This is a genomic window from Hwanghaeella sp., assembly GCF_965227365.1.
Lineage (GTDB): Bacteria > Pseudomonadota > Alphaproteobacteria > UBA8366 > Aestuariispiraceae > Hwanghaeella.
The window spans coordinates 2626602-2652555 of sequence record NZ_OZ245754.1; the positions used below are offsets into that span (position 1 = coordinate 2626602).

Consider the following 25954-nt stretch of genomic DNA (forward strand, 5'->3'; position numbering starts at 1 on the left):
ACGATGTTCCGCAAGATCCTGCCGCATCCCCTGCTCACGCTGCTGCTGATCGTGGTCTGGCAGATGCTGATGAATTCCTTCAGCCTCGGCAATCTGGTCCTCGGCGTGATCCTGGGTCTCGCGATCCCGATCATGACGGCCCCTTACTGGCCGAACCGCCCGCGCCTGGCCAACCTGCCCAAGATCGTCGAATACGTTCTGATCGTGCTGTGGGATATCGTCGTGGCCAATGTCATCGTCGCGCAGATCATCCTGTTCAAACGCAACAGCGACATGCAGCCCAATTGGGTGACGATCCCGCTAGATATCCGTACGCCGGAAGCGATCACGGTGCTGGCCGGGACGATCACGATGACGCCCGGCACCGTCTCCAGCGATGTCTCGGCCTGCGGACGCAGTCTGTTGATCCATTGCCTGCATGCGCCGGACCCCGATTCAGTGCGGGACGAGATCAAGGAGCGTTATGAACGCCGCCTGAAGGAGATTTTCGAATGATCCATTATGCGTTGATCTTCGCCCTGGCCTGTTTCGGACTGGCGCTGCTGATGAATCTCTACCGCGTCGTGAAGGCGCCCGGCGTCGGCGATCGAATTCTCGCGCTGGATACGATGGTGATCAATTCGATCGCATTGCTCGGCCTGTACGGCATCCTGCAGGGCAGCGCGATCTATTTCGAGGCCTCCATGCTGCTCGCCATGACCGGTTTCATTTCCACCGTCGCCTATACGCGCTTCCTGCTGCGCGGCGACATCATCGAGTAAGGAAGGAGACCGGCATGGACATGGTCGTGGAAATCCTGATCTCCGCCTGCCTCGTCATCGGCGGGATATTCGGTTTCGTCGGCTCCCTCGGGCTGATCAAGCTGCCGGATCCAATGACCCGTCTGCATGCGCCGACGAAGGCCACCACCCTTGGCGTCGGCGGCGTGTTGATCGCGTCCATGCTCTATTTCCTGTTTCTGGGCGGGGGCCTGTCCTTCCACGAATTGCTGATCACGCTGTTCCTGTTCCTGACCGCCCCAATCACGGCCAATTTCATCGCCAAAACCCATTTGCACAGGAACGAGACCACGAAGACGCTGCCGGAAACCGGTACGGAACGTCCCTGGGCAACCTATGAAAGCGACGAGGCCCGCGCAGAAGCGGAAGGCAAGCAAACCTGACCGCCGGCTTTTCAAAGCAAATGCGGGGCGGCCGGACACAAACAGTCCAGTAATCCTTGCAACCGGACGTACAATAATAAGGTATTTTTGCGTCGGCCCGTCGTGTAGTCATGCGTGACACGAGGGATTCCAAGTGCCGAACAACGTGTCTGTTAACAAGAGCATGGCCCTGTTCGCCGACCTGCGAACAGGCAGCAGCCTTGCAGAGGTCGATGCCGCGGTCGCGAAGGTCGTCGAAGCCCTGGTCGCGAGCGTCAAGGCAGCGTCGGACATGCGTGCCGCACGGCGTGATGTCGCGAACCTTCTCGACTATCTGCACGCCTTGAAGACATCCCGCCATCCCGGCCGGGTCCAATTGGCAACCGCGTTGGGCGAACGGATCCTGCCGCTTCTGTACGAACCGGAACCCGCCGAAACCGCCGTCAAAGACGACTATCCGTTCCTGGAGGAAGAGGCCGCCGTGGTCGAACGGGGGGCGGAGATCATGGGCGACGTTATTACCTTTCTATGCGCGCGCGATCGCCAGCATCCCCGGCGCGGCAAGCAGGTGCGGGATGACGGGATCCCGCCGCTATTCCTGTTTGCGCCGGAATTCCGCGAAGGGTTTCGCCGATTGTTGTCCGTTCTGGTCCGCAGCTACATGCGGAACAAACACAGCGAAACAGCGGTCTATAAGCAGGTTCGCGACGTCCTGTCCGGGAAGACGGTCGGCGATGTTTCGCGATACGATCGGCAGATAAACAATCTGGTCAGGACCGCCCTGGACCGAGCGCAGGAACATCACGGCAAGGCGCGGGCGGCCGCGGAACAAAGTCAGGCCGAAAGCCAGTCCATGGGCACGGCTGGCGAAGGAAACAGCGCCACGCCCGAGGTTTCGCCGGAACAGGAAGCGGCCCGTGACGCCTTCGAAACGGCCCATCTGCACGCCCAGGACGCGGGCTACTTCCTGCCCTACTCCCTGGATTTCGAAATTCTGGCCCAGATCTACACGCTCGATAGAAAACTGATTGCCCAAGGCCTGGTCGCTCTCGGGCACGCCGTCGTTCAGGCCGAGACCGAAAACTACGTGATCCGACAGATCGATCGACTGAACGATACCCACGACCTCGTCCATTTCGACGTCACCGTGCTGAGCGCTTTTCTATATGGCAACAAGGTGGAGCGGATCAGCTACAAGCAGATGCACGACGCCTGCCTGGGCGCGGCACCGTCCCGCGCGGTGATGCTGCGCATGCGTCCCCTGCTGGTCGCGGAACTGGCCCGGCGCCCGCATCAACTGGCCCGCCGGCTTGTCACGTTGTCGGAGGACAAAAGTGTCGGCCGCGAAGACTACGAGGCCCATGCAGACCTTTTCACCCGTTGGCTGGCGAGCTTGAACGGGCGTCGCTTCGAAGACGAGATATCGGGATGCATCACCCTTATCGAAGGAAACCAAATCCTGAAACCCGTCGTAGATTGGATATATTCTTCGAGACGGGATCCGGATCTGGCCCCGATGGCGATCAACGACGTTTCCATCCGCAGGGACGAGATTTTCCGCCGATAATGGTGCCGCCGATTAATCGCGCGGCGGCGAAGCAGTCTTAACGCGACGCGACCTCGCCAAACCGGCGCGCGCGGTCTAAATTGGGGTTATAATATTTGCCCCATAAACCTTGGAAGAAACGATGGCGCCCGATGGAAATGGTGGCCGCGCCCAAACAAGCGTGGCCGATGAAGTACTGAACAAGCTGAAAGACGTTGTTGGCCCGAAAGGCTGGTCGCAGGACGCGGACACGCTGGCGCCGCTGCTGGTCGATACGCGCGGTTACTATCATGGGGCCTGCGCGCTTCTCGTCCGGCCGGAAACGACCGACCAGGTCGCCACGATCATGAAGATCTGCCACGAGGCCGGGGTTCCCGTCGTTCCCCAGGGCGGCAACACCAGCCGTGTCGGCTCCGCCACCCCGGATGAAAGCGGAGGGTCGGTCCTGTTGTCGCTGGCCCGCATGAACAAGGTGCGGGAAGTAGACCCGGTCGATTATACGATGACGGTCGAGGCGGGCTGCGTGTTGAAGGACCTTCAGGACGCGGCCGAGGCCGAGGACCGCCTTTTCCCGCTCAGCCTGGGCGCGGAAGGCTCCTGCATGATCGGCGGCAACATCGCCTCCAATGCCGGCGGCATCAATGTCTTGCGCTACGGTAACACGCGCGATCTCGTGCTCGGCCTGGAAGTGGTCCTGCCCAATGGGGAAATCTGGAACGGTCTGCGCCGGTTGCGGAAGGACAATACCGGCTACGACCTGAAACAGCTTTTCATCGGGTCCGAAGGCACATTGGGCATTGTCACCGCCGCGGTGCTGAAACTGTTCCCCCTGCCGAAGGAACGGGCGACCGCCTTGTGCGCGATCCGCGATCTGGATGCCTGCCTGGACCTTCTGGCCCGCGCCCGCGCGGCCAGCGGCGACGCCTTGAGCAGTTTCGAATTGCTGGCCGGCATCACGCTGGACTTCGCCTATCAGCATATCGATACCGCCAAGCGGGCGATGGAAGGCAGTTACGATTGGAACGTATTGTTCGAATTTTCCGGACTGGAACCCGGACATCGCATGAACGACGCCTTGGAAACCATGCTGGAAAAGGCCTTCGAGGACGGCGTCGTCATCGACGCGGTCATCGCCCAATCTGAACAACAGCGCGCTGATATATGGTTCCTGCGGGAAGCGGTCGTGGAAGCGCAAGCGGCCGAAGGCGCCTCGATCAAGCACGATGTGTCGGTCCCTGTCAGCAAGGTGCCGGATTTCATCCGCCGCTCGAACGAGGCCTTGCTGGAATTCATGCCCGGCATCCGCCCCTACCCGTTCGGACATGTCGGTGACGGCAATATCCACTACAACGTCACCCAGCCCAAGGATATGGATCCGGACGCTTTCATGGCCGTGTCGCCGCAGGTTCACGACATCGTCCACGGCATCACCGCCGATCTGAACGGATCCATCAGCGCGGAACACGGCATCGGTCAACTCAAGCGCGACGAGTTGAAACGCTATAAGGCCAAGCTTGAACTGGACCTGATGCGGCAAGTGAAAACGATGCTGGACCCCCAGGGTTTGATGAACCCGGGCAAGGTGTTAGACATCTGATCCGAAAAATCCGCGGGGCGTTCGCGCGCCGAGACCGACGACCTATGACAATGCCAGGGAGCCGTTTTTCATGATCCCCTATTCCGCTCCGACCCGCGACATGCAGTTTCTGTTCGACGAAATGGGTCTGCTGGGTCAGTTGCAGGCCCTGCCCGGTGGCGAGGAAACGACCTCCGAGCTTCTCGGCCAGATCCTGGACGAAGCGAACAAGCTGGCCAGCAACGTGCTGGCGCCGCTGAACTATTCGGGCGACAAGCAAGGGGCACAGATTGAAAACGGCGTGGTGCGCACGCCGGACGGCTGGAAGGATGCCTATCGGCACTATGTCGAAGGCGGCTGGAACTCCGTCCCCTTCGACCCGGATTTCGGCGGCCAGGGATTGCCATGGGCGATCACCACGGCGGTCCAGGAAATGTTCGAGTCCGCCAATATGGCCTGGGCGCTTTGTCCGCTACTGACCCAGGGCGCGGTGGAAGCGATCAGCGCCCACGCTTCGGATGAATTGAAGGGCATCTATCTCGAAAAAATGGTCTCCGGCGAATGGACCGGGACGATGAACCTGACCGAACCCCAGGCCGGATCCGACCTGAGTCTGGTGAAGACAAAGGCCGAGCGCGACGGCGACCGTTACCGTATCCGCGGCCAGAAGATATTCATCACCTATGGTGAGCACGATATGACCGATAATATCGTGCATCTCGTGCTGGCGCGCCTGCCGGACGCCCCGGCGGGAACCCGCGGCATTTCGCTTTTCCTGGTTCCCAAGTTCCTGGTCAACGAAGACGGATCGCTGGGTGCGCGGAACGATCTGCGCTGCGTTTCGCTGGAGCATAAGCTGGGCATCGGCGCCAGCCCGACCTGCGTCATGGCCTATGGCGACAACGAGGGCGCGATCGGGTATCTGGTCGGCGAAGAGAATCGCGGCCTGGAATGCATGTTCACCATGATGAACAACGCCCGTCTGGCCGTCGGCATGCAGGGCCTTGCCATCGCGGAACGCGCCTATCAGCAGGCCCGCGACTTCGCCAAGGAACGCAAGCAGGGCAAGAGCGCATCGTCCGATGGTGCGCCCGCCCCGATCATTCACCACGCGGATGTCCGGCGGATGCTGCTGACGATGCGGGCCCATACCGAAGCGATGCGGGCGCTCATCCTCGATACCATGACCATGCTGGATATCTCCCACCGCCACACGGATGAAAGCTGGCGGGGCTGGGCGTCTAAACGCGTCGACCTGCTGACCCCGGTGATCAAGGGGTGGTTTACCGATACCGGCGTTGAAATGGCGTCCCTGGGCGTCCAAGTGCATGGCGGCATGGGTTTCATCGAGGAGACCGGCGCGGCCCAGCACTACCGCGATGCCCGCATCCTCCCGATTTACGAAGGCACAAACGGTATCCAGGCCGCGGACCTGATCGGCCGGAAGATCCTGCGCGACGGCGGGGATGCCGTTCACGAGTATATCGACGAGTTGCATTCGGTCGTGAACGGCCTTGCCGATGTCGAGGACGAGGCGGTCGCCATTATCCGGCGGAACCTTGCCGCCGCGGTCGATACGCTGGAACAGGCAACCGAATGGCTCCTGACGGACGGTGCAAAATCACCGGATGCGGCCCATGCGAGTTCCACGCTCTACATGCGCCTGTTCGGTCAGACCGCCGGAGGCGCCATGATGGCGCGGGTCGCCAAGACCGCCGTCGAGAAACGCTCCGCCGCCAATGGGGATGGCGCCTTTTACGACACCAAGCTGTTGGTCGCCCGGTTCTATGCCGAGAACATCCTGCCGCTGACCGCCGGCCTGCTGGGCCCGATCATCGGCGGCCATGCTACCGTCATGGCTTTGGAAGAGGAATTGTTCTGATCGACCTCGAAGGAGGCCCATGCGCCGTAGCCTTCTGACCAACCTGGCTTTCCTGGTGCCGCTTTTGGCGGCGACCGCGGCTTTTGGGCAAAATACGGAGAAGGAAGAAGAAGAACCGCCCGTCGTCCTCTGCGGCAGCGTCGATCTGGTCATCCTGATCGACACGACCTTCAGCCTCGCCACAGCGATCGGGGAGATGAAGCGGGAATCGGCGAATATCATCGATCTGCTGGAAAAGGTATCCTTGGGCGAATATCGGCTCGGCCTGATCGCATTCGATGATCACATCAGGGTGCTGGAAGACCTGAACGGCGACCCGACCCCGGCCGAAAAGGCCCAATCGATGCGGCGCAGCATCCGAACCCTGCGTGCGGACGGCGGGGATGGCGGACCGGAGGCCTCCGACGAGGCGATGAACACGGCGATCAACGGCCTTTCCGCCGAATCCCGCTCGCAAAGCGGAAACTTCACCGGCGATTGGAAGGCCCATAGCCGCATCCTGGTCCTGATCACCGACAATAGGCCTGGCGGCTTCGATGACGAATTCGTCCAGGGCGAAGACGACCGCCGCGCGCTTTCCTACGTCGCCCAGGCATTGGAAAAAGACATCCGCATATCCGCCATCCAGGTCCCGACTAGCGGATTGACCGATGTGCCCGACGAAGAAGTCGCCGCCCTGATGCGAAGCTACGCCGCCGCGACCGGGGGGCTTTACGCCTCAACCCGTTGGGCCGGCGCAGGCACCGCGGAAGCGATCCTGTCGATCATCAAAGCATGCGGGTCGAACCTGTTGTCCTAGTCGGCGGAACTCACCGCGCAGTGTCGGTGTGCCCCCTCCCGGACTGCTGCTGAGCAGCGCATGGCGGTGCAAAAAACCCCGCGTCCTGAAGACACGGGGTTTTGCGGGTGGGGTCCCAATCAGCCGGGTTCGAAGCGACGCAATCCGCCGCTTTGTCCCGCTGTCTTAAACTCTGTTTAGGCGGCGACGCTCAGGCGCGGCGCTTCGGTACCGAACAGCGCATCATAGGCCTTGCGGTCGTAATGGCGCAGGCAGGTCGCGGCAAAATCGCTGACCGCCACACCGACATGCTTTGCATAGGCTTTGTACATCGAGGACGGAACCGGCCGCAGGCCCGCTTCGACTTCGAGCAGCCAAACGACAGACGGCGCGCCAACCTGCTCGGCCAGCTCATGCGCGGTGATTTCAGCGCTGTCCCGCAGGCCGCGCAACCACGCTCCGCCCGATACCCACGGCGCCAAAGTCGTCATATTGATTCCATGTTCTTTTGTCATATCAGCCTCCAAACCACTGGCGATCTCCCCCTCGAAGGCGGGGCCGCCTGCTATGCTCTCCGGATTGCTTCAAAGCCCGGATCAGCTCCATTGTTTCCAAATTGTTGCGATGCACAAAAGATATGCTGCGTCGCTATATTCTTGGCCAATGCTTTCCCTGCATGGCGGCTATGCATTAAGCCGCCAGCAAATGATCGCCGCGCCCGTAACCGTATGCTCCTACCGTATATTAGGAACAGTTAACGTGAGTTTAACGCGGAACGGGCCCGAAAGGACGCGTCAGTCGGCCTCTTCGAGACGTTGAAGCGACGGTTCGTCACACAGCGCCATCATTGCCGAGATCGTCCGGCCGGTTGCCGGATCGACGAAATCCGGCGACAGGTCCGCCAAGGGCTGAAGAACAAACAGTCTCTCCCCGCGTCGCGGATGGGGGACGATCAGATCGCCAGTATCGACCGTCTCGGATCCGAAATAGACGATGTCCAGATCGATGACGCGCGGGCCGTTTCGAAACGTGACCCGCCGGCCGACCTCCGCTTCCACGGCTTTCAGCAAAGCCAGCAATCGATCCGCCGGCAGGGAGGACCGGCCCATAAGGCACGTATTCACGAAACGCGGCTGGTCTTCCACATACATCGGGGCGGATTCGTATAACGGCGCCACGGCGGTTACGTCGAATCCATCCGCTTCATCGAGCAGGGCGACCGCCGATCGGATATGACCGGCGCGGTCCCCCAGATTCGATCCGAGCGCGATGAAAACGGGCTCAACCGGTCGGCTCATCCGCCCTGCTCCGCTGCCGCCGGTTGGGCCTCACCGCTCCGCAGGATCGCTTCGGTCATCCGAACGACCTCGGTCATCGCCCGGACATCGTGGACCCGGACGATATCCGCACCCTGGGTGACACCGACGGCGACACTGGCGGCTGTCCCCATAAGCCGCTCGCCCGGCTCGACATCCAAAACCTTGCCGATGAAGCTTTTGCGGCTCGGCCCCAGCAGGACCGGATATCCCAGCTCGCGGATCGCGCCCAGACGGCGGATCAAGGTCAGGTTCTGATCCAGCGTCTTTCCAAAGCCCACGCCGGGATCCAGGACGATCAGTTCCGCCGGGATGCCCGCGTCCAACGCCGTTTTGGCCATGGCCGACATTTCACGCAGGATATCTTCCAGGAAATTGTTGTATTGCGGCGCCTCGTAACTGCCGCCGATCCTGGCGTCCTGACTGGCGGCGCCCCAACGGGCCCGGTTGTGCATCAGGACATAGGGAACGCCGTATGACTCGACGACCGACATCATGTCGGGGTCCGCCTGTCCGGCCCAGACGTCGTTGATGATATGCGCCCCCGCATCCAACACCGCGCGCGCCACCGTCGATTTGTATGTATCGACGGAAATCAACGTGTCGGGAAACCGTTCCGCGATCGCCTCGACGACCGGGACCACGCGGTCCATCTCCTCTCCCGCCGGCACCGGGGCCGCCCCCGGACGGGTGCTTTCCCCGCCGATATCCAGAATATCCGCGCCGCTGTCGATGAATGACGCCGCCTGCGCGACGGCCCGCGCGACCAGCCCGTCGTCGCGCGCCGCCTCTGGCATATCGGCGAGACCGTCGCTCGAGAAGGAGTCGGGCGTTACATTGACGATGCCCATGATCGCGCAGCGGTCTTTCCACGGAAGGGCGGGCAGCGGTTTGCGCTTGGTCTCCTGCATCGGTTTCCGGTCCTCGGGCAAATATGCGGATATTGCGTGAAGTCAGGCGATGCCTACCCTTTGAGCCGCCCGGGTGACAAGTTCGGATTTCCCGTTCCGGTCCCATCGCGGGCACAACCTACTTTTGAGATTACTTGGGTAGGAAGTAATCCGGGTTGCGAATACAGGATACGTTTTGTAGAGCCTGACGTAATTTCGGGCTTTTTATTTTTGCCTGATCAGTACTTTGCGATATAGTTTTCGCAATCAGATTGAAGTCCGATAGGGTGCGGCGATTACGTTCCGCCCGAACAAAGCGACGCTCAGAAGACGGCGAGAGTAGCACATCATGCCGAATGCATTCGAACAGCCCGTGTCCAACGACATCGGCATCAAGACATACTGGTTACAGGCCCTGCAGGCGGGGCACTGGCGGAATGTCGAGCATATCGCGGAAGCCGCGGAGGCGATGATCCGGACGGGAGCGATGGCGCAGGGCAGCGGCTTCGATGCCGTTCGTTTGCTGGAAGCCCGCTTTCAAGCCCGGCAAGGCCGGACCGAGTTCCATGAGATCGTGACGATCGGTGTCGCGGGCGCGCGCTTCGCAGGGCCGGAAGGGCTTCGCGGTCCGGACCATGTGCGCATGGACCTGGTCGGCACGATCGCGCCCCTGCTGCCGTCCGACGCAACCGAAATCGGCGACATGGATGCTGTCGCAGGCGCGGACACCCCGGTTGCGACACCCCATACAGTCGCCCAGCCGGACACGGCAGAGCCCGCCTGGGGCGATCTCGGCGCCGCCGATTTCGTCCGTATGCGGCATGAAGCACGGCCCCCGACCCGCAGGCAGGACGCGGCGCCCCGCAGGGATCGCACCCGGGCCCGTCTGATGGCCGGCGTGATGGTCGGCGCCTTTGCCGTCGGTGTCGCGGTCTCGGCCATGGCGCCGGAGCAATCAGGCAAAATCGCCGCCGCCATCTACGAACGGATCGGCGCCGGCTCGGGTGCCAATCCGACCGCCTTGGCCAGCGCCCCGGAAATCGTCGAAACGCCAACGATTGTCCAAGACGCGGCGCCCGGCAATAACGAATGGCCCGTGGCCTCGGGCCGCACGCGGGCGGAGGCCACCGCCGATACGCCGGCAATAGCACCTGCGCCAATCGCCCCGACTCCAGTCGCCGCTTCTCCAACAGACACGGCGCTCCGCATGGAAACGCCCGCGGTCGTCGCGGCCCCGTCCGGCAAGGATTTGGAGGCTGAACATGACCAACCGGCCGCCAATCGTCTGGCGGCTGTGCTGGCGAAGCCCAACAGCCCGGCACGGGAAGACGCGGGTCGTCGCCTCACCGACCCTGCCACGCCGGCAACCACCGACACCGCAGCCCCGCCGATGACGGAACAGGAGGCCTATATCATGCAGGCCTCCCTTCCGATGCCGGCGGAGGTCTTTACGCAACCCGGGATCGCCCCGGCACCCGCGACAGAGGTCCAACTGGCCGAGAGCAGCGCGGAAGAAGGATTGCAGCTCGCCGTCACCGATATAGCGGAAACGGCAGTCCCCGCCGCCTTCACGGCAGCGGTGGCCGGCGACGCCTCCCAGCTGGGAAAGGCAGCGGCTTTCCCTCGACCGCAACGCAAGCCCGCCGCGTTGAAAGAGCGCGCCGCACGTCATGCCGCCCTGGCGGATGCGATCGAAAACGGCACGGTCGCGGACCTTCGGGCCCTGATCACCAATCCATCGGGTTCGGTCGAAGTGGCCTCCCTGTCGAACGGGTCCATCGACAGCGGTACGGCCGGTGCCGGAATCGACCTGACCTCGCTGCTCGACTTCGCCTTGCTTCAAGGCAGGCCCGCCCATGCGGAGGCCCTGGCGGCCGAAGGCGCCCGCCCCTCAGACGGCATTTTGAACGCCCTGAAACGCTCCGCCGATGCAGCCACCCTGAAACGGATCGCCCCGATTGTCCGGAAGGTAGGCATCGATCCGGACCGGGTGTCGGATACAGGCATGACGCCGCTGATGCAGGCGGCCTATATCGGTGACGGGCGCGGCGTGGAGGCCTTGCTGGCGCTCGGCGCGGATCCCGCTTTCGAAACCGGGGAAGGCCTGCGTGCCGCCGATTTCGCTTCCCGCGCGAAACATGTCGACGTGCAGGAAAAATTGGTTCTCGCCGCGGATCAGGCACTCTACGCCCCGCTGATGTTCGGCCTGTCCTGGTCCGACACATTGGAGACGGTGAAGTCCCGGAGCGACGTCTGCAAACAGGTCGGTGAAGGGTTCGTCGCCTGTTCGCTCAAGGCGGAGTCCTGGCTGGACGACACCGCCGCGGTGATCGCCCAATTCGACAGCCGGAACGGCAACCGCCTGGTCGCCCTTCAAGTGGACAGCCATCTCTATTCGGATCCGGATGCCGCGGAAGTCGGCTTCAAGAAAGCCGCCCACCTGATCGCGAAGGTCCTTCCGCCCGACCAGTTCGGTTTTCCGGTCCGGGATATTCCGGCCGACGCCGCCATGTTCGACAGTCTGACGCCGTCGACCGGCACCGGACAGTATTTCCAGTACTGGCCCGACGACAACCTGAAGCGCCCGGTCTATGTCCATATGAAAATGATCGGCTACAAGCGCGACCGCGGGTTCCACCGCATCGTCATCGGCAACCCGTTCCGGGTCGGCTGACCGTCACCGGCCTGTAAAGGCCGACCACGATAGCGAGTCCCGGGACCCGACATGGCCGCCGACACGCCCCCGCGCGCCGACAACCCCGCCCCTGCTTGGAAAGGGGCGGCCCTGGCGCTTTTCTCCGCCTTCATGTTCGCGATGAACACCCCGCTGGCGGCGCTGGCCTATCAGGATGCGGTCACGCCCATCACGCTCGCGGCTTTTCGGTCCCTGTTCGCGGGCCTTCTGGCCGCGGCCGTCGTGCTCTGGATGCGCGAACCGGGCCTGCGGCGCCTGTTGGCCCGCCCCGCCTTCTGGCTCGCCACATTCGGCATGGCGATGCAGGGCATGTGCTACTTCGCCTCGGTCGCATACATCCCGGTCGGACTGGCGGCCATGATCCTGTACACATGGCCACTGTTGGTTGCAGTCTTCGAACCGTTGATCGGGGGCGCACGCCTCACCCTGTTCCGGCTTTGCTGTTTCCTGGGGGCCTTTCTCGGCCTCGCTCTCGCCCTCGGCCCGGATTTCGAGAGCCTGGACCTGCACGGGATCGTCCTGGCTTTCATGGGGGCCTGCTGCCTTCCGCTTTATGTTCTGGGCTCTCGGCTGCTGCTGGCCGATACCGGCCTGCCGCTGTTGATCGCGGGTACGAATATCGGCGGCGCCGCAATCGCGTTGGCCGCCGCGCCGCTGCTCGGCGGTCTCTCCTTCGGAACCTCGGGCGGGGCGGCCGTGGCGTCGCTGATCGTCATTCTGATTTATGCCGCCGGCGTCCTCAGCCAGGTCGCGGCCCTGCGGATATTTCCCGCCTCGGCGCTGGCGATGCTGTTCAATCTGGAACCGGTGATTTCAATCGCGGCCGGCGCCATCCTGTTGGGCGAAACCCTGACACGGTCGCAATATGCGGGCGGGGCTGTCGTGCTGACCGCCTTGGCGCTTTATTCCTGGTCGGCAAGAAAAAGGCCGGTCGGTTAAAAACCGACCGGCCGAATTCGGTGTAACGCAAGCCTGTGCGGCTTAGAAATTGTAACGGAAGTTGAAGAACCCGCCGTAGGCCACCTGTCCGGTGCGGGCCAGGAAGCGATGTCCTTCCAGGGTGATCGCCGTCTCATCGGTCGGGAAGAAATCCATCCCGAAGGTCAGCAGAGCCTGGGTTTGGTCGTTCGTCTGGTTGTTGACCCCGCTGATGCCGATACCGCCGATGGGCAGGCCGACCAGCTGGTTCTGGAAGTTATGCTCCATGGCCAGACCGACATACGGGACGAAGGCGCCGTTCTCGAATGAGCGCGCGACCTGCAGGCCGACCGAGAGAAGCGTCGTATCGGATTGCTGCTCACCGGTCGTCGTGCCGACAACCTGATCGGTGATCGCGTCATATTCGGTGATGGAGCGGAAGACATTCGCATTACCTGTGACGAGCCAGACCTCTTCCATGGGCACCAGCGCCGTCACCCCGATCGAGGCGAAACGCGTCAGCCCTTCCGTGGTGCTCTTGGCCGTCGCGTTTCCGGTGGCGACGTTGAACGCCTTGAAGTCCACTTCCTCGTCGCCGAGGCCGACCGTCGCGTCAATGAACACATTGTCGTTCACGATATAGGCGCCATACAGCGTGTAGAGCGCCGTCTGGGTTTCGTTCTCCCCCGTATTGTCGCCGCCGCCGAAACGGCTGACCGAGTCGGTGGTCGTATGCGTCCGGCCCAGCGCGATGCCGACCAGCAGATTATCCATGAAGAACTTGTCGTAACCTACGATCCCGGTCCGGATCGACGTGTCCGCCTTGAAGTCGACGACATCGTCTTCGATATGGGAGATTGCCACGTTCGCCCAGACGGCCGAAGCATCCAGCAGATCGGGGAATTCCTCATCCGTACCGACCGATACGGAAACTTCTTCGCTGGATCCGTTGGCGGTACGAACCGTCCCGGAATCCGTCCTGAAGATGCCTTGCAGCAGCACATTCTTCACGGCGCCCTGGGTGCGGCCCGTAATGGTGCGGTTGGCGCCGGTGAGACCGCTGCGCGAGGCTTCATCGCGCTGCGTCGACTGACCGGGGTCGTCCTGGAAGTCGTTCGATTGAGCATAAACCGGCGCGGAAAAGCCGAGCGCAGCGAAGACGGTAAAAATGGATGCGGCACGTAATATCGATTTCATTTCATTCCCCCACGCCCCGTGACCAGATTGAGGCCTTGGATATTTACTGCTTCTTACGAAACTATCTCAGCGCACCGGGAAAATCCATGCGGCGGGCCGGTTCAAAGTGCCTGCAAGTTTTTATAAACAATCGGATAAACCGTTGATTTTCAAACCCTAATGGAACGGGGCAAATCATACCGGAAAATCCTGTATGTTTGTTGCACAATTATCACATTCAAATACCACAGCTTGGCCCTTTGGTCGAAGCCGCACCCTACGCTAGAGTGTGCCCAAAATTGGCGTTGCGGCGTACCGCAAGCGAAACGAACAAATAGGGCGAGCAGACGCCCCAAGGAGCATTCGATATGGCGAGAATCCGTTCCCTATTCCGGGCCCCCTTCCGGCATGGGATCATATCGATTTTCCTGGCACTCGGTGCGGGACTGGCATTGGTCCTGGCGACCAGCGTGCCCGCCGACGCACAGTTGAGGCAATTGCGCCGCGCCATCCAAAAGAACGTGCAACTGGCCGTCGAGCGTCAGCGACTGCGCCTTCGGGTGGAAAACTCGGCCGGCCCGATCGAAGCACTGGCTCTCGGCCCGGACGGACAGTTCATGGTCACCGTCTCCGGCGATGGCCGTCCGCGCCTATGGGATCTGCAGAACGGGCGGGAAATTCGTCGACAAAACCGGCTTTCGGCGACCGCCGCGGCCGTCGCCTTCGCATCGGACGGCCGACGCTTCGCCATCATTGAAGAAAACGGCGCTCTGTCGCTTTGGGGTACCGATGCCGCAAGTCCGCTTGGACAGGCCGTCCTGTCGGGCCCGACACCGACGGCCCTGGCGTTGAGTCCGGACGGGGCCGCCGCTGTCGTGGGTCATGCGGACGGGTCCGCGACCCTGTTGAACCTGACGGACTTCTCGATCGCCCGCAGCTTTCCCGGCGGCGGATCCAGCGCCACGAATGTGGATGTGGGCGCGACAGGCCAGTTCATCCTGATCGGCGCCGCCAATGGCGATGTCCGTGTCGTGGAAGCCTCCTCCGGCGCCGTCGTCCGCAGCGCCGCCGTGACGGGCGCCACCCTGACCGACGCGCGGTTCGGTATCGACGAGACCGAATTCTACACCGCGGACAGCCGCGGGGCGGTTGCCAGATGGCGGGTGGACGCCGACAGCGCGGCCGACCAGTTCGACGGCGCTTCAGGCGGCATTGCCGGGCTGGCGGTGGAGACTTCCGGTACTTCCGTGGCCGCGGTTGAACAGGAGAAGAACCTGCTGATCTGGGATACGCGATCCCCGGGCAGCCCCCTCGTCATCGAGGCGCATCCCGGGCCTATCGAAGGGGTCGCTTTCGATGCCGATCCGGACCGCGTGATAACCTTCGGCGAGGACGGCGTCACAAGGATCTGGAGCCGGACCGACGGCAGCCTGATCATTCAATTGATCTCCACCGAGAACGGATGGGCCGTGGTCGACAAGGACGGCCGCTTCGACGGCTCCAGCCGCGCACTCTCAAACCTGGCTTGGGTCGGCGAGACGCTGGAACTGCCGATCGACAATTTCACGGACAATTTGTATGAGCCGGATCTGCTTGAGAAAAAACGCCTTGGCGTCGGACAGTTTCTTGCCCCCGGCGTTCCGAATTGGGACGAGGGCATACTGCCGCCGCCGACGGCAACCGTGGATCTGCCGCCGCAGATCAAACTGGACGCCCTGACCGAGATCGACGTCAAGGTCACCGTCAAGGACGAAGGCGGCGGCATCAACGGCTTCTTCCTGTTCCACAATACCAAACTCGTTTCCTCCGACCGCATCGTCAGCCAGGACGAGGACGAAGGCAGCGACGGCCTGAAGACGATCACGGCAACCTACCGGCTGCGGCCGATCGCCGGACAGAACCTGTTCCACACGAATGCAGTGAGTTCGGAAGCCATCCTGGGGGCGACGAATCTTGTCACCGTGACCGTCCAGGCCCCGCCGCGGGAGCCGGTGCTGCATGTCCTGACGGTCGCCATCAACGACTATCTCGATCCGCAGTTGAACCTGAACTACGCCCTGCCCGACGCCCGGGGCATCCAACAGATCATGGAGGCCGAATACGGCCAGATTTTCGGCGAAGTCCGGCTGTATGAAGTGTTTGACGACAAGGCGACCCGGCGCGGCATGCAGCAGGCGCTGGCCGCCCTCCAGGATACCGCGCCGGAAGATGTGGTCGTCGTCTACTATGCCGGTCACGGAGAGGCCACCGACAAGGACTTCTACTTCGTAACCTATGAATTCGAACTGCCGCTGACGCATAACCGGCTGGAACGCCGCGCCCTTTCTGCCGGGGCCCTCCGGAAATCGATCGAGAATATCGGCGCCCGCCGCGTCATCATGCTGATCGACGCGTGCAAATCCGGAACCGCCGTGGCCGGTTTCCAGGACCAGATGGACCGGCGCGTGATCCGCAAGCTGGGCCAGTCCGTCGGACTGCATATCGTATCGGCCACGGCCAAGGAGCAATTCGCCGTCGAACATGCGGAACTGGGCCACGGCGTCTTCACATACGCGCTGATCGAAGCAATGGCCGGCAAGGCGGACACCGAACCGCGTGACGGCAACCTCACGGTTCGGGAGGTCGTGCACTACTCCGAGGATGAAGTGCCGGCCTTGTCGCAAAAGTACGCGAAGTATCAACACTGGCCGCTGATCTATTCCCGTGGTCTCGATTTCACACTCGGCAAGGTCGCCTCTCAGTAATTCCCGCCACCCGACCGCCCACTGCCGACCGCCGACCGCCGACCCGTTACCGGTGCTTTCCGATCAGTGTCGGCACCAGTTCCTCAAGCTCCGGGCGTTCGGTTCCCGGGGCGATCTCGGGGTCGTAGAGAGTGCGCAGGAATATATCGTCCACCGTCGTCCGCGCCGACGCGCGGCCGGAACGACTGAAGATCGAGCCCTCACCGGCATCGATGTCATTGGGAAGCCCCATCGCCTGGCTGAATTCTTCCGCCACGCAATGGTCGAAGGCTGAATCGTCTAGAGCAGCCGGAAGAACGATATCGGCCTTCCGAAGACAACCGGTCTCGCGATCGGTCTGTAGAACGAAGAAACAACTGGCGCTCGCCACCCGGCGCCGCGCCACGGCAGAGGGGATCGGCAAATCAACGATCAAAGCATCCAATTCTGTGGAGGTCGCCGGATAGTGCATTTCGATGCCAGGTTTTGTGTCAACCTGAAAGTCAACAGTCGTTAACCGGGAGAGCAAAAACAGCTCTTCCATCATGCGGGTGCGGCGGCCCGGTGGAACCGTCTCCGGCAAAGTCACGCCGACCGGGCCGCACCATTTTGAAAGCACGTCGTCGGCAAACCGTCCTTCACGCCCCAAAGCCACGGCCAGAAAGGCTTCCGAGAGGTTTTGATCGGTCGAATGGACGCCGATACCGCGATACGACCCGCAGCCGAAAAGGACGGTCGAAATCACACCGAGGGCGGCGATCCCGGCCAAGCTATTGATATGATTTCGGAAGCACATATTGCACCGCACCAACATGATCGTTTGGGCCAAAAATCTTTGCATTTCTATGACAGATGTCCTATATGTGTCGTCCACGACGTTGGGTGCTGATCTTCAGCATTATTCGAAAATTCAATCCGCACTGCTGCGCAAATTGACGGTTCCCCTGGGCACCGGGCTGAAAAAGTCTTTGTCTCAATAAACAAAGCGCCGGTCGGATGAAGTAGAAGGTGAGAGAGTAGATGAGCGATTCCGAAAAGAACAAGAAGCCGCGTTCCGATCGTCAGTATGAGACGAAATCTCGGAAGTGCCTGATGTGCCGGAACGAGTTCAACAGTTCCTGGCCCGGCGAACGGATCTGTTCGAACTGCAAGCAGACCAGCGCCTGGAACGATTCCTCGCTGGCCGCTTAAGGTTATACCGATTTCGGTTGAAAACGGGGCGTCCTGGACGCCCCGTTTTTTATTGTCCATTGCCTGTTTGTGACGGGATTGCCTACAGCACCGCCGTCATTCCGCCATCTACGCTCAAGACATGACCGTTCACGAAGGATGCCGCCGGCGACATCAAATAGACCGCCGCGCCGCCCAACTCGCGCGGATCGGCCCATCGACCGACCGGCGTGCGGTTTTCCACCCAGGCCGTGAATTCCTTGTCGGCCAGCAGGGGCTTGTTGATTTCCGTCAGGAAGTAGCCAGGCGCGATGCCGTTCACGTTCACGCCGCGTGGACCGAGATCGGCCGCCATGCCCCGAATCAAACCGACCAGCCCTGTCTTGGCGGCCGCATAGGCGGGAACCGTCGGACGCCCGTGGCTGGAGAGAACGGAACAGATGTTGACGATCCGCCCCCGATCCAACGGTTTGGATTCATCGAGGATTTCGCTTTCCAGCATCAGTGACGCCGCCCGTTTGGACAGTTGAAAGGCACTGGTAAGGTGCACGGCGATCAGTTCCTGAAACGCGTCGTCGGCAAAGTCCTCCAACGGGCTGCGGTGCTGATGGCCGGCATTGTTGATCAAGCCGTAAAGCCCGCCGTGGCGCTGCTTGATCCCTTCCAACGCTTCTTCTGCCGCATCCATGTCCAGGACATCGAACGGCGCGATATCGGCGCTGAGCCCGGCCTGGGCAAAGGCCTCGCAGGCTTCCTTCAGGCTTTCTTCGCTGCGCCCGTTCAGCACCACGGTAGCGCCGCTTGCCGCCATCGCCTGCGCCATTGCCAAACCCAGGCCGCGCGATGCGCCGGTAACCAGGATCGCCTTACCCTGCAACGAGAAGTCCGGCAGCCAATCATTCATATTCTTCGTCCTCCCTTTTTCCGACCAGTGGCCGGTATCACCCACCCCATGTACCCGTTTTGAGGGGTCAAACCGCGAGGGTGCCCATTTCGATTTTTCCTGTTAGCACATACCAGAGGATGCCGACATATTCATGGACGATCGGCGCCCAGTGTCCCAGCCCGGCGATCCCCGGGATGAATTCGATCATCTGGATCTCCTTCAGCTCCGTCGCGGCAACCACGGCGGCGACGTCCAGACCCGCCGTGAGCGAGGCCGCAAGGGCGCGGCGTGTGTGATCCCTGCTGGTGACGAGAACCACCGATTCCCATCCGCGATCGCGCGCAATAGCGGCCACATGAAAGGCGTTCTCCGCGGTCGTCCTGGCCTGATCCTCTAGCACCGTATCGGCAGGCAGTTTCAAGACCTCGGCCACAACGAATACCTCGGCTGCCAAATCCGGACGGGAGACACCGCCGCTGACGACCAGCGGCAGGTCCAGGCGCTGCGACAGGGCATGCCCCACGGCGGTTCGGTTCAAGGAACCGTCGCTCGGCCACATCTTGCCTGTCGGATCGGCGAACACTCCTGCCCCGTAGACGACCACTGCATCGCCGACCATGCCCGGCGCGGCCGCTTCGAACGCCACAGTCGACGCATCCAGGGGCAAAGCGGCTATTCGCGAGGTCACCGGCATCGCGGCCAGAAGCAGCACGATGCCCAGAACCCGCCGCTTCCTGCCGCCGCCGATGAGCAACGCCAGGATCGCGGCGATGATGAGGCCGCCGCCCAGACCGATCCTTTCGATCAGAAACTCCAACGCGTCGAGCATGCCCGTCCAGCGTCCTTCAACTATCCACTCGTTATCGACGAACCGTCGCCACCCACTCTTTCAAGGCGGCGGCGATTTCCTTCGGGGAATCTTCTTGCAGAAAATGGCTGCCCTTGACCGTGACGCTGCGCTGGTTTTTCCAGCCACGGCAGAATTCCCTTTGCGCACCGATCAGGATCGCCCCAGGATCCGCATCCACGAAAAGTTTTGGAATGTCGTTTTCCGCCATCCAATCGGCGTATTCAGCGACGATACCAGTTACGTCTTCCGGTTGCCCATCGAGAGGGATTTGACGGGGCCACGTCAATGTTGGCCGACGCCCCTCCCCCGGTTCAGCGAATGGACGCCGGTAGACCGCCATTTCCTCCTCGCTCATATCCCGAAGCACGGAGCCCGGCAGAACCCTCTCCACGAAGATATTCTTGTCGAGCACCATCGCTTCCCCCTTATCCGATCGGAAGCCTTCAAAGACCGGTCGGGCCTCCTGATTGAATTCGTCCCAGGAGAGTGGCCGCACGATCCCCTCCATATAGGCGATACCCTGAACCCGGTCGCGATGTCGGTTTGCCCAGTCGAACCCCAGCGCCGATCCCCAATCATGAATCACCAGAATGACCGAGCCCGTGACGTCCAGGGCATCCAGAACGCCATCCAGATACTGCCGGTGTTCGACGAAGCGGTAGCTGCCGGGTCCGGAGCTGTCCAACTTCTCGCTGTCACCCATGCCGATCAGGTCCGGCGCAAGGCAACGGCCCAGCCCTGCCAATTCCGGCATGATGTTACGCCACAAATAGGAGGACGTCGGATTGCCGTGCAGGAAAACGATAGGCGCGCCTGCCCCCATCTCCACATAGGCCATCCGCTTACCCTTCACTTGTATGAAGGACTTGGGGTGCTCGCGCGTTTCAATCATCGTCACCATCTCCCCGGCACACTGTTTTGCGGAAGCGTACCGGGTTTCCGGTTTTATCCAAGTCGATATCGTCCGACTTCGGGTCACGCGCGTTGCAGCAGGCTGAGCGGCGTGCTTAGACTCCCGGACACCCTGCAAGCGCCCCAAGAACCGAAAGGAACCGTCATGGCCGCCCGTCGTTTCGACCTGCTCCTCAAGGGAGGCACCGTCCTCACTCCGTCAGGACGGCAGGAGGTCGATGTCGGCGTCTCCGACGGCAAGATCACGGCGATCGGCAGCCTGTCCGCGGCGGACGCGGCCGACACCATCGATTGCACCGGCCTGCATGTCCTGCCCGGCGTGATCGACAGCCAGGTCCATTTCCGTGAACCCGGTCCGACGCATAAGGAAGACCTGGCCAGCGGTTCCCTGGCCGCGGCGGCCGGCGGGGTTACGGCATTCTTCGAAATGCCGAACACTTCGCCGCTGACCATCACGGCCGAAGCGATCGACGACAAGCTGAACCGCGCCGCGGGCCGGTCCTGGACGGATTTCGCCTTCTATGTCGGTGGGGCCGCGGCAAATATCGCGACGCTGCCGACGCTCGAATACAAGAAAGGCATCTGCGGGGTGAAGATCTTCATGGGGGCCTCGACCGGCGACCTGCTCTCCCCCGATGACGAGACAATCCGCGGCATCCTCGGTGCCGGAAGGCGGGTGGTCGCTGTGCATGCGGAAGACAACGACCGCCTGCAGGAACGCGCCCATCTGGTCGCCGACGGCGCGCCGGTCACCATGCATCCGGTCTGGCGCGATGTGGAGGTCTGCCTGAAGGCGACGCAGCGGATTCTAAAGCTGGCGGAGGAAACCCGCCGCCGTGTCCATGTGCTGCACATCACGACCGGCGAGGAAATGGCCCTGCTGGCCCGGCACAAGCATATCGCCAGTGTCGAGACGACACCGCAGCACCTGACCCTTTGCGCGCCCGACGATTACGAACGCATCGGGTCCCGCGCCCAGATGAACCCGCCGATCCGCGATGCCGAACAGCGCGACGCCCTGTGGCGCGCGGTGGCCGATGGGGTTGTTGACATCATCGGGTCTGACCATGCTCCGCACACGCTGGAGGAAAAGGCCAAGCCCTATCCGCAAAGCCCCAGCGGCATGACCGGGGTGCAGACCCTGGTGCCGATCATGCTGAACCATGTGAACGAGGGCCGCCTAACCTTGGAACGCTTCGTCGACATGGTGTGTTCCGGGCCGGCGCGCGTCTTCCGGATCGCCGGCAAGGGACGGGTCGCGGTCGGCTACGATGCCGATTTCACGGTGGTGGACATGAAGGCCGATCGGGAAATCACCGATGGCTGGATCAAGAGCAAGGCGCAATGGACGCCCTATGACGGAAAGCGCGTCACCGCATGGCCGATGGCGACGATCATCCGCGGCAATACGGTGATGCGGGAAGACGAGATGATCGGCGAACCGCTCGGCCGGCAGGTCCAGTTCCAGGATACGCTCTAAGAATTTACCCGCCGTCATCAATTCGCCGGCTTAACCGCTGGCGAAGCGCGCGGCCGTGTGGAATGCTCCCGGCAACGTGGACAGCCGACAACGGGGAGAAATCAATGGCATTCTACGAATTGCGCACCTACGAAATCCGTCCCGGCAAGATCGAGGAATGGATCGAACTGATGGAAAAGGAAATCATCCCGATGCAGGTCGCCCGGGGCATGGTCATCGCCGGCAGTTTCCGGGTCGAGGACAATGACGGGCTGTATATCTGGATGCGTCGGTTCGAAAGTGAAGAACAGCGCAAGGCGCTGTACGCCGCGGTTTACGAAAGCGACGAGTGGAAGAACGAGCTCAGCGCGCGCGTCGGTGAATGCATCAACCGCGAAACCATCCAGGTTCAGCGCATCGTCCCGACGGCGATGTCGATCATGAAGTAAAATCAGGATGTTGGACTAAAATCAGGACGTTGGACCTGGTCGCGGCTACTTCCGTTTCGGCGGAAGGGCCGCGTGTTCATCCAGCGCTGGGACGGCGCCGTAATGCCGTTCCTCACCCATGAAGATCGGGGCCGGCGCCGGATAGGATACCGGTCCCGCTTCGGTTTCGACCGTCACCCGGCGCAATTGCGGATGATGGCCCAGATCGCCCATGTCATTGACGCCGGCAAAGGCGACATCCGCCGCGGTCAGACGCGTCCGCGCCTCCTCTTCCGACAGGGATGCGAAGACCGATCCGACCAGTTCGTCGGTCGCCGCCCGGTTTTTCACCCGGGCGACATTGGTGGCATAGGTCGGGTCTCTGACGGCGTCCGGATCGCGCAAAAATTCGATACAGAATTTCTTCCATTCGCGCTCAGACTGTATCGAAATAAGCAGCGGTTTTCCGTCCTGCGTGGTGAAGACGCCATAGGGCGCGATCGAGGGATGGGCCATGCCGATCCGCTTCGGCGACTTGCCGCCTTCTTGCTGCAGCAGTGGTACGGTCAGCCAGTCGGCCATGGTGTCGAACATCGAGACGCGGATATCCGCCCCCTCGCCCGTCACGCCGCGCGATATCAACGCTTCCAGGATCGCCGCATGGGCCGTCGCGCCGGTCGAGACGTCGACAATGGAAATCCCGACCCGCGCCGGTTCCGACGGGCCGCCGGTGATGGAACAAAGCCCGGATTCCGCCTGGATCAGCAGGTCATAGGCCTTGCGGTCCGCATAGGGCCCGGTTTCGCCATAGCCGCTGATCGAGCAGATGACGAGACGCGGATGCGATTTGCGTAAGGCCTCCGGGCCGAATCCCAACCGCTCGAGCGAGCCGGGTTTCAGGTTCTGGACCAGCACGTCCGCCTCGTCGATCAGGCTTTGCAGGCTGGCCTTGCCCTCCGCCGTCGTCAGGTCCAGCGCGACGGATTCCTTGCCCCGGTTGAGCCAGACGAAGTAACTGGCCTGGCCGGCAACGACATCGTCATAGCCGCGCGCGAAATCGCCTTCCGGCCGTTCGATCTTGATCACCCGCGCGCCCGCATCGGCGAGACGGGCGGTGCAGAACGGCGCGGCGACGGCCTGCTCCACCGCGATTACCGTCAGCCCTTCCAACGGCAAGCGGCCGGCGGTGCCCATCAGAAGGACCTCGGCAGGTCGAGCACATGCTCGGCGACGTAGCTGAGGATCAGGTTGGTCGAGATCGGCGCGACCTGATAGAGCCGGGTTTCCCGGAATTTGCGTTCCACATCGTATTCACAGGCGAAACCGAAGCCGCCATGGAACTGCAGGCAGGCATTCGCCGCTTCCCAGGACGCCTTGGCGGCCAGATATTTCGCCATATTCGCCTGTGCCCCGCAGGGCTTGCCTTCGTCATAGAGACGGCAGGCCTCGAACCGCATCAGGTTGGCGGCCTCGACCTCGATATAGCTTTCGGCGATCGGGAACTGAACGCCCTGGTTCTGGCCGATCGGCCGGCCGAAGACGACGCGTTCCCGGACATAGTCGGAGACCTTGTCGACGAACCAATAGCCGTCGCCGATGCATTCCGCCGCGATCAGCACACGTTCCGCGTTCAGCCCGGTCAGGATGTATTTGAAGCCCATCCCCTCCTCGCCGATCAGGTTTTCCGCCGGGATTTCCAGATTGTCGAAGAAAAGCTCGTTGGTCTCGTGGTTCACCATGTTGGCGATCGGGCTCACGGTCAGGCCGTTGCCGATGGCTTCCTTCAGGTCGACCAGGAAGATCGACAGGCCTTCGGACTTCTTCTTCACCTGATCGATGGGTGTCGTGCGCGCCAGCAGGATCATCAGGTCGGAATGCTGGATGCGGGAGATCCAGACCTTCTGCCCGTTGATGACATAGCGGTCGCCCTTGCGGACCGCGGTCGTCTTGATCTTGGTCGTGTCGGTCCCGGTCGTCGGTTCCGTCACGCCCATGGATTGAAGGCGCAGCTCGCCGCTGGCGATCTTCGGCAGATAGCGTTGCCTCTGTTCGTCCGAGCCATGCCGGACCAGCGTATTCATGTTGTACATCTGGCCGTGGCAGGCGCCCGAATTACCGCCCGCCCGGTTGATTTCCTCCATGATCACCGAGGCTTCCGTCAGGCCCAAGCCAGACCCGCCGTATTCCTCCGGGATCAGGGCCGCCATCCAGCCGGCCTTGGTCAGCGCATCGACGAATTCCTCGGGGTATCCCCGCGCCTCGTCCACCTTGCGGTGATATTCCGACGGGAACTCGGCACAGAGGGCGCGGACCGCGTCCCTGATATCCTCATAGCCTTCGCCGATGCTGCTCTGCATGTCGCCTACTCCCTGCTTGCGGACCGTTATTCCCGTCAGATCGGCTCGAAGCCGAGGGCCGACCGGAACCGGTTCTTGATATGGACGCCGTCCCGCGGCGGCAGGACCCGTGGCGCATTCTCGCCCGTCACCTTGATCGTGGCCAGTTGCGGTCCGTCCCGGCGGGCAAGGCGCCCGCGCAGATCATCGATCCCCGCCTCGTCCTCGACAATCCCGGTCCATGCGAAATCCATACTGGCGGCCAGCTTGGATATCTCGATTCCCTTGCCCGCATGGCTCAACTGCTGGCCCGTCTCGCCGAACAATCCGTTGTCGAGAACCGCGATGGTCAGGTTTTTCGGGCCGGTCACCGAGACGGTCGCCAGCGCGCCGACGCCCATCATCAGCTCCCCATCGCCGGTCAGGACCAGAACGGATTTGTCCGGCTGGGACATGGCGAGGCCCAGTCCCACCGTCGTCGCGCTGCCCATGGCGGCCCAGAGGTAATAGTTCATCGGATGATCGCCCGCGGCCATCGCATCATAGGAAGGCGAGCCCAAGCCGGTCACCACGAGCAGATCCTTGCGCCCTTCGAGCAGGCGCGCGACCGCCGCGCGGCGGTCCATACGATTACCGGACATCACTTCACCCATTTCTTTTCTCCGATCAGGCGCTGTCCCAGCAGAACGGCGCAGCTTGCGTCCCCGTTGAAGGCCATGCTGGCCGCGCCATGCACGATGGGCTCGACCTCGTCGGGCCGGTCGGCGCGCCAGGTCTTCACCCCCATCAGGTTCAGCGAGGGTTCCGTCGCCTGCCCCATCGGGTTCTGCCAGCCGTTGAACTCGGCCCAGTCGCCGCGCATCGTCACCAGCATCAACAGCGGGAAGCGCGCGCATTCGGCCAAGGCTAGCGTGTTGATGCAATTCCCCACACCGCTCGACTGCAGCAGCATCGCGCCGCGCTGACCGCCGAGCCAGGCGCCCGCCAGATAGCCGATGCCTTCCTCTTCCGTCGTCAGGGTGACCGCGGTGATGTCCGGGTCCGCCTCCGCCTGTTTGATCGCGGCGCTGTGGCCGGCATCCGGCACATAGGCGATGTGTTTGACATCGAACCGCTTCAGGATCGGCAGGACCTGGTCCTGCCACGGTTTCGACTGGGCTTGTGAGGTTTGATCGCTGCTCATTCCGTTCCTCCGGTTGGCGCGTCTGCCCGGCGATCGCCGGGGCGCGGAAGACAGCAGGTAGCAAGCGTCCGAACGATGCACAAATAGCA

Annotated in this window: 25 protein-coding genes; 13 read left to right on the top strand and 12 right to left on the bottom strand. The window is 62.3% G+C overall.

Annotation, left to right across the window (positions count from 1 at the left end):
* The first annotated feature begins 3 nt into the window (after nt 1–3).
* The 7 genes from ACQK2G_RS11965 (at nt 4) to ACQK2G_RS11995 (ending at nt 6944) form a co-directional block, all read left to right on the top strand.
* Entirely contained in the window at nt 4–495 is a 492-nt protein-coding gene (locus ACQK2G_RS11965; RefSeq protein WP_425405258.1) for a Na+/H+ antiporter subunit E, read from the top strand.
* Nucleotides 492–761: a K+/H+ antiporter subunit F gene (locus tag ACQK2G_RS11970; RefSeq protein WP_425405259.1), complete on the top strand. Its 270-nt coding sequence runs from the start codon at nt 492–494 to the stop codon at nt 759–761. Before ACQK2G_RS11965 ends, ACQK2G_RS11970 begins: the two co-directional genes overlap by 4 nt.
* A 14-nt stretch (nt 762–775) precedes the next feature.
* A complete protein-coding gene (locus ACQK2G_RS11975) occupies nt 776–1162 on the top strand; it encodes a Na+/H+ antiporter subunit G (RefSeq protein WP_425405260.1) in 387 nt (128 codons plus the stop codon).
* Nucleotides 1163–1295: 133 nt separating this feature from the next.
* Nucleotides 1296–2708 carry a hypothetical protein gene (locus ACQK2G_RS11980; RefSeq protein WP_425405261.1) on the top strand — a complete coding sequence of 471 codons (1413 nt, stop codon included), beginning with the start codon at nt 1296–1298 and terminating at the stop codon, nt 2706–2708.
* Between the two features lie 121 nt (nt 2709–2829).
* The gene (locus ACQK2G_RS11985) at nt 2830–4284 is read left to right on the top strand and encodes an FAD-binding oxidoreductase (protein WP_425405262.1); all 1455 of its coding nucleotides are present in this window, start codon (nt 2830–2832) and stop codon (nt 4282–4284) included.
* A gap of 70 nt (nt 4285–4354) precedes the next feature.
* Nucleotides 4355–6145, top strand: a complete 1791-nt coding sequence (locus ACQK2G_RS11990) for an acyl-CoA dehydrogenase C-terminal domain-containing protein (RefSeq protein WP_425405263.1) — start codon at nt 4355–4357, stop codon at nt 6143–6145.
* A 19-nt stretch (nt 6146–6164) separates the two neighbouring features.
* Entirely contained in the window at nt 6165–6944 is a 780-nt protein-coding gene (locus ACQK2G_RS11995) for a vWA domain-containing protein (RefSeq protein ID WP_425405264.1), read from the top strand.
* A gap of 176 nt (nt 6945–7120) precedes the next feature.
* On the opposite strand, the gene ACQK2G_RS12000 is transcribed toward ACQK2G_RS11995, so the two are convergent.
* The 3 genes from ACQK2G_RS12000 to folP form a co-directional block, all read right to left on the bottom strand.
* Complete coding sequence (locus ACQK2G_RS12000; RefSeq protein ID WP_425405265.1) at nt 7121–7438, bottom strand: helix-turn-helix domain-containing protein; 318 nt, start codon at nt 7436–7438, stop codon at nt 7121–7123.
* A 279-nt stretch (nt 7439–7717) separates the two neighbouring features.
* Nucleotides 7718–8221: a 2-amino-4-hydroxy-6-hydroxymethyldihydropteridine diphosphokinase gene (gene folK / locus ACQK2G_RS12005; RefSeq protein WP_425405266.1), complete on the bottom strand. Its 504-nt coding sequence runs from the start codon at nt 8219–8221 to the stop codon at nt 7718–7720.
* Entirely contained in the window at nt 8218–9150 is a 933-nt protein-coding gene (folP, locus tag ACQK2G_RS12010; RefSeq protein WP_425405267.1) for a dihydropteroate synthase, read from the bottom strand. The genes folK and folP overlap by 4 nt, the downstream gene beginning before the upstream one ends.
* A 328-nt stretch (nt 9151–9478) precedes the next feature.
* On the opposite strand from folP, the gene ACQK2G_RS12015 reads away from it, so the two are divergent.
* Both ACQK2G_RS12015 and ACQK2G_RS12020 read left to right on the top strand, forming a co-directional pair.
* Nucleotides 9479–11803, top strand: coding sequence for a hypothetical protein (locus tag ACQK2G_RS12015; RefSeq protein ID WP_425405268.1), 2325 nt, complete (start codon nt 9479–9481; stop codon nt 11801–11803).
* A 51-nt stretch (nt 11804–11854) separates the two neighbouring features.
* Entirely contained in the window at nt 11855–12763 is a 909-nt protein-coding gene (locus ACQK2G_RS12020; protein WP_425405269.1) for a DMT family transporter, read from the top strand.
* Between the two features lie 42 nt (nt 12764–12805).
* Here ACQK2G_RS12020 and ACQK2G_RS12025 read toward each other — a convergent pair whose 3' ends face one another.
* A complete protein-coding gene (locus tag ACQK2G_RS12025) occupies nt 12806–13939 on the bottom strand; it encodes an autotransporter outer membrane beta-barrel domain-containing protein (protein ID WP_425405270.1) in 1134 nt (377 codons plus the stop codon).
* Nucleotides 13940–14286: 347 nt separating this feature from the next.
* On the opposite strand from ACQK2G_RS12025, the gene ACQK2G_RS12030 reads away from it, so the two are divergent.
* Nucleotides 14287–16662 carry a caspase family protein gene (locus tag ACQK2G_RS12030; protein ID WP_425405271.1) on the top strand — a complete coding sequence of 792 codons (2376 nt, stop codon included), beginning with the start codon at nt 14287–14289 and terminating at the stop codon, nt 16660–16662.
* Nucleotides 16663–16708: 46 nt separating this feature from the next.
* Here ACQK2G_RS12030 and ACQK2G_RS12035 read toward each other — a convergent pair whose 3' ends face one another.
* Nucleotides 16709–17482: a DUF2927 domain-containing protein gene (locus ACQK2G_RS12035; RefSeq protein WP_425405272.1), complete on the bottom strand. Its 774-nt coding sequence runs from the start codon at nt 17480–17482 to the stop codon at nt 16709–16711.
* 179 nt (nt 17483–17661) lie between these two features.
* Here ACQK2G_RS12035 and ACQK2G_RS12040 point away from each other — a divergent pair, with 179 nt between their 5' ends.
* A complete protein-coding gene (locus tag ACQK2G_RS12040; RefSeq protein ID WP_425405273.1) occupies nt 17662–17832 on the top strand; it encodes a hypothetical protein in 171 nt (56 codons plus the stop codon).
* Between the two features lie 82 nt (nt 17833–17914).
* On the opposite strand, the gene ACQK2G_RS12045 is transcribed toward ACQK2G_RS12040, so the two are convergent.
* The 3 genes from ACQK2G_RS12045 to ACQK2G_RS12055 form a co-directional block, all read right to left on the bottom strand.
* Nucleotides 17915–18715, bottom strand: coding sequence for an SDR family oxidoreductase (locus tag ACQK2G_RS12045; RefSeq protein ID WP_425405274.1), 801 nt, complete (start codon nt 18713–18715; stop codon nt 17915–17917).
* Nucleotides 18716–18782: 67 nt separating this feature from the next.
* Nucleotides 18783–19526 (bottom strand): YdcF family protein, encoded by a 744-nt coding sequence (locus ACQK2G_RS12050; protein WP_425405275.1) that lies wholly within the window; start codon nt 19524–19526, stop codon nt 18783–18785.
* A gap of 31 nt (nt 19527–19557) precedes the next feature.
* Entirely contained in the window at nt 19558–20439 is an 882-nt protein-coding gene (locus ACQK2G_RS12055) for a haloalkane dehalogenase (protein WP_425405276.1), read from the bottom strand.
* A gap of 165 nt (nt 20440–20604) precedes the next feature.
* Here ACQK2G_RS12055 and ACQK2G_RS12060 point away from each other — a divergent pair, with 165 nt between their 5' ends.
* On the top strand, nt 20605–21939 hold the full coding sequence (locus ACQK2G_RS12060) for a dihydroorotase (protein ID WP_425405277.1): 1335 nt from the start codon (nt 20605–20607) through the stop codon (nt 21937–21939).
* A gap of 104 nt (nt 21940–22043) precedes the next feature.
* Nucleotides 22044–22367 (top strand): NIPSNAP family protein, encoded by a 324-nt coding sequence (locus tag ACQK2G_RS12065; protein ID WP_425405278.1) that lies wholly within the window; start codon nt 22044–22046, stop codon nt 22365–22367.
* A 45-nt stretch (nt 22368–22412) separates the two neighbouring features.
* On the opposite strand, the gene ACQK2G_RS12070 is transcribed toward ACQK2G_RS12065, so the two are convergent.
* Genes ACQK2G_RS12070 through ACQK2G_RS12085 form a run of 4 tightly spaced genes read right to left on the bottom strand, consistent with a single transcriptional unit; the run spans nt 22413 to nt 25865 of the window.
* Entirely contained in the window at nt 22413–23540 is a 1128-nt protein-coding gene (locus ACQK2G_RS12070; protein ID WP_425405279.1) for a CaiB/BaiF CoA transferase family protein, read from the bottom strand.
* A complete protein-coding gene (locus ACQK2G_RS12075; RefSeq protein WP_425405280.1) occupies nt 23540–24703 on the bottom strand; it encodes an acyl-CoA dehydrogenase family protein in 1164 nt (387 codons plus the stop codon). The genes ACQK2G_RS12070 and ACQK2G_RS12075 overlap by 1 nt, the downstream gene beginning before the upstream one ends.
* Nucleotides 24704–24738: 35 nt before the next feature.
* Nucleotides 24739–25335, bottom strand: a complete 597-nt coding sequence (locus ACQK2G_RS12080; RefSeq protein WP_425405281.1) for a thiamine pyrophosphate-dependent enzyme — start codon at nt 25333–25335, stop codon at nt 24739–24741.
* The gene (locus ACQK2G_RS12085) at nt 25323–25865 is read right to left on the bottom strand and encodes a thiamine pyrophosphate-binding protein (protein ID WP_425405282.1); all 543 of its coding nucleotides are present in this window, start codon (nt 25863–25865) and stop codon (nt 25323–25325) included. Before ACQK2G_RS12085 ends, ACQK2G_RS12080 begins: the two co-directional genes overlap by 13 nt.
* Nucleotides 25866–25954 lie beyond the last annotated feature (89 nt).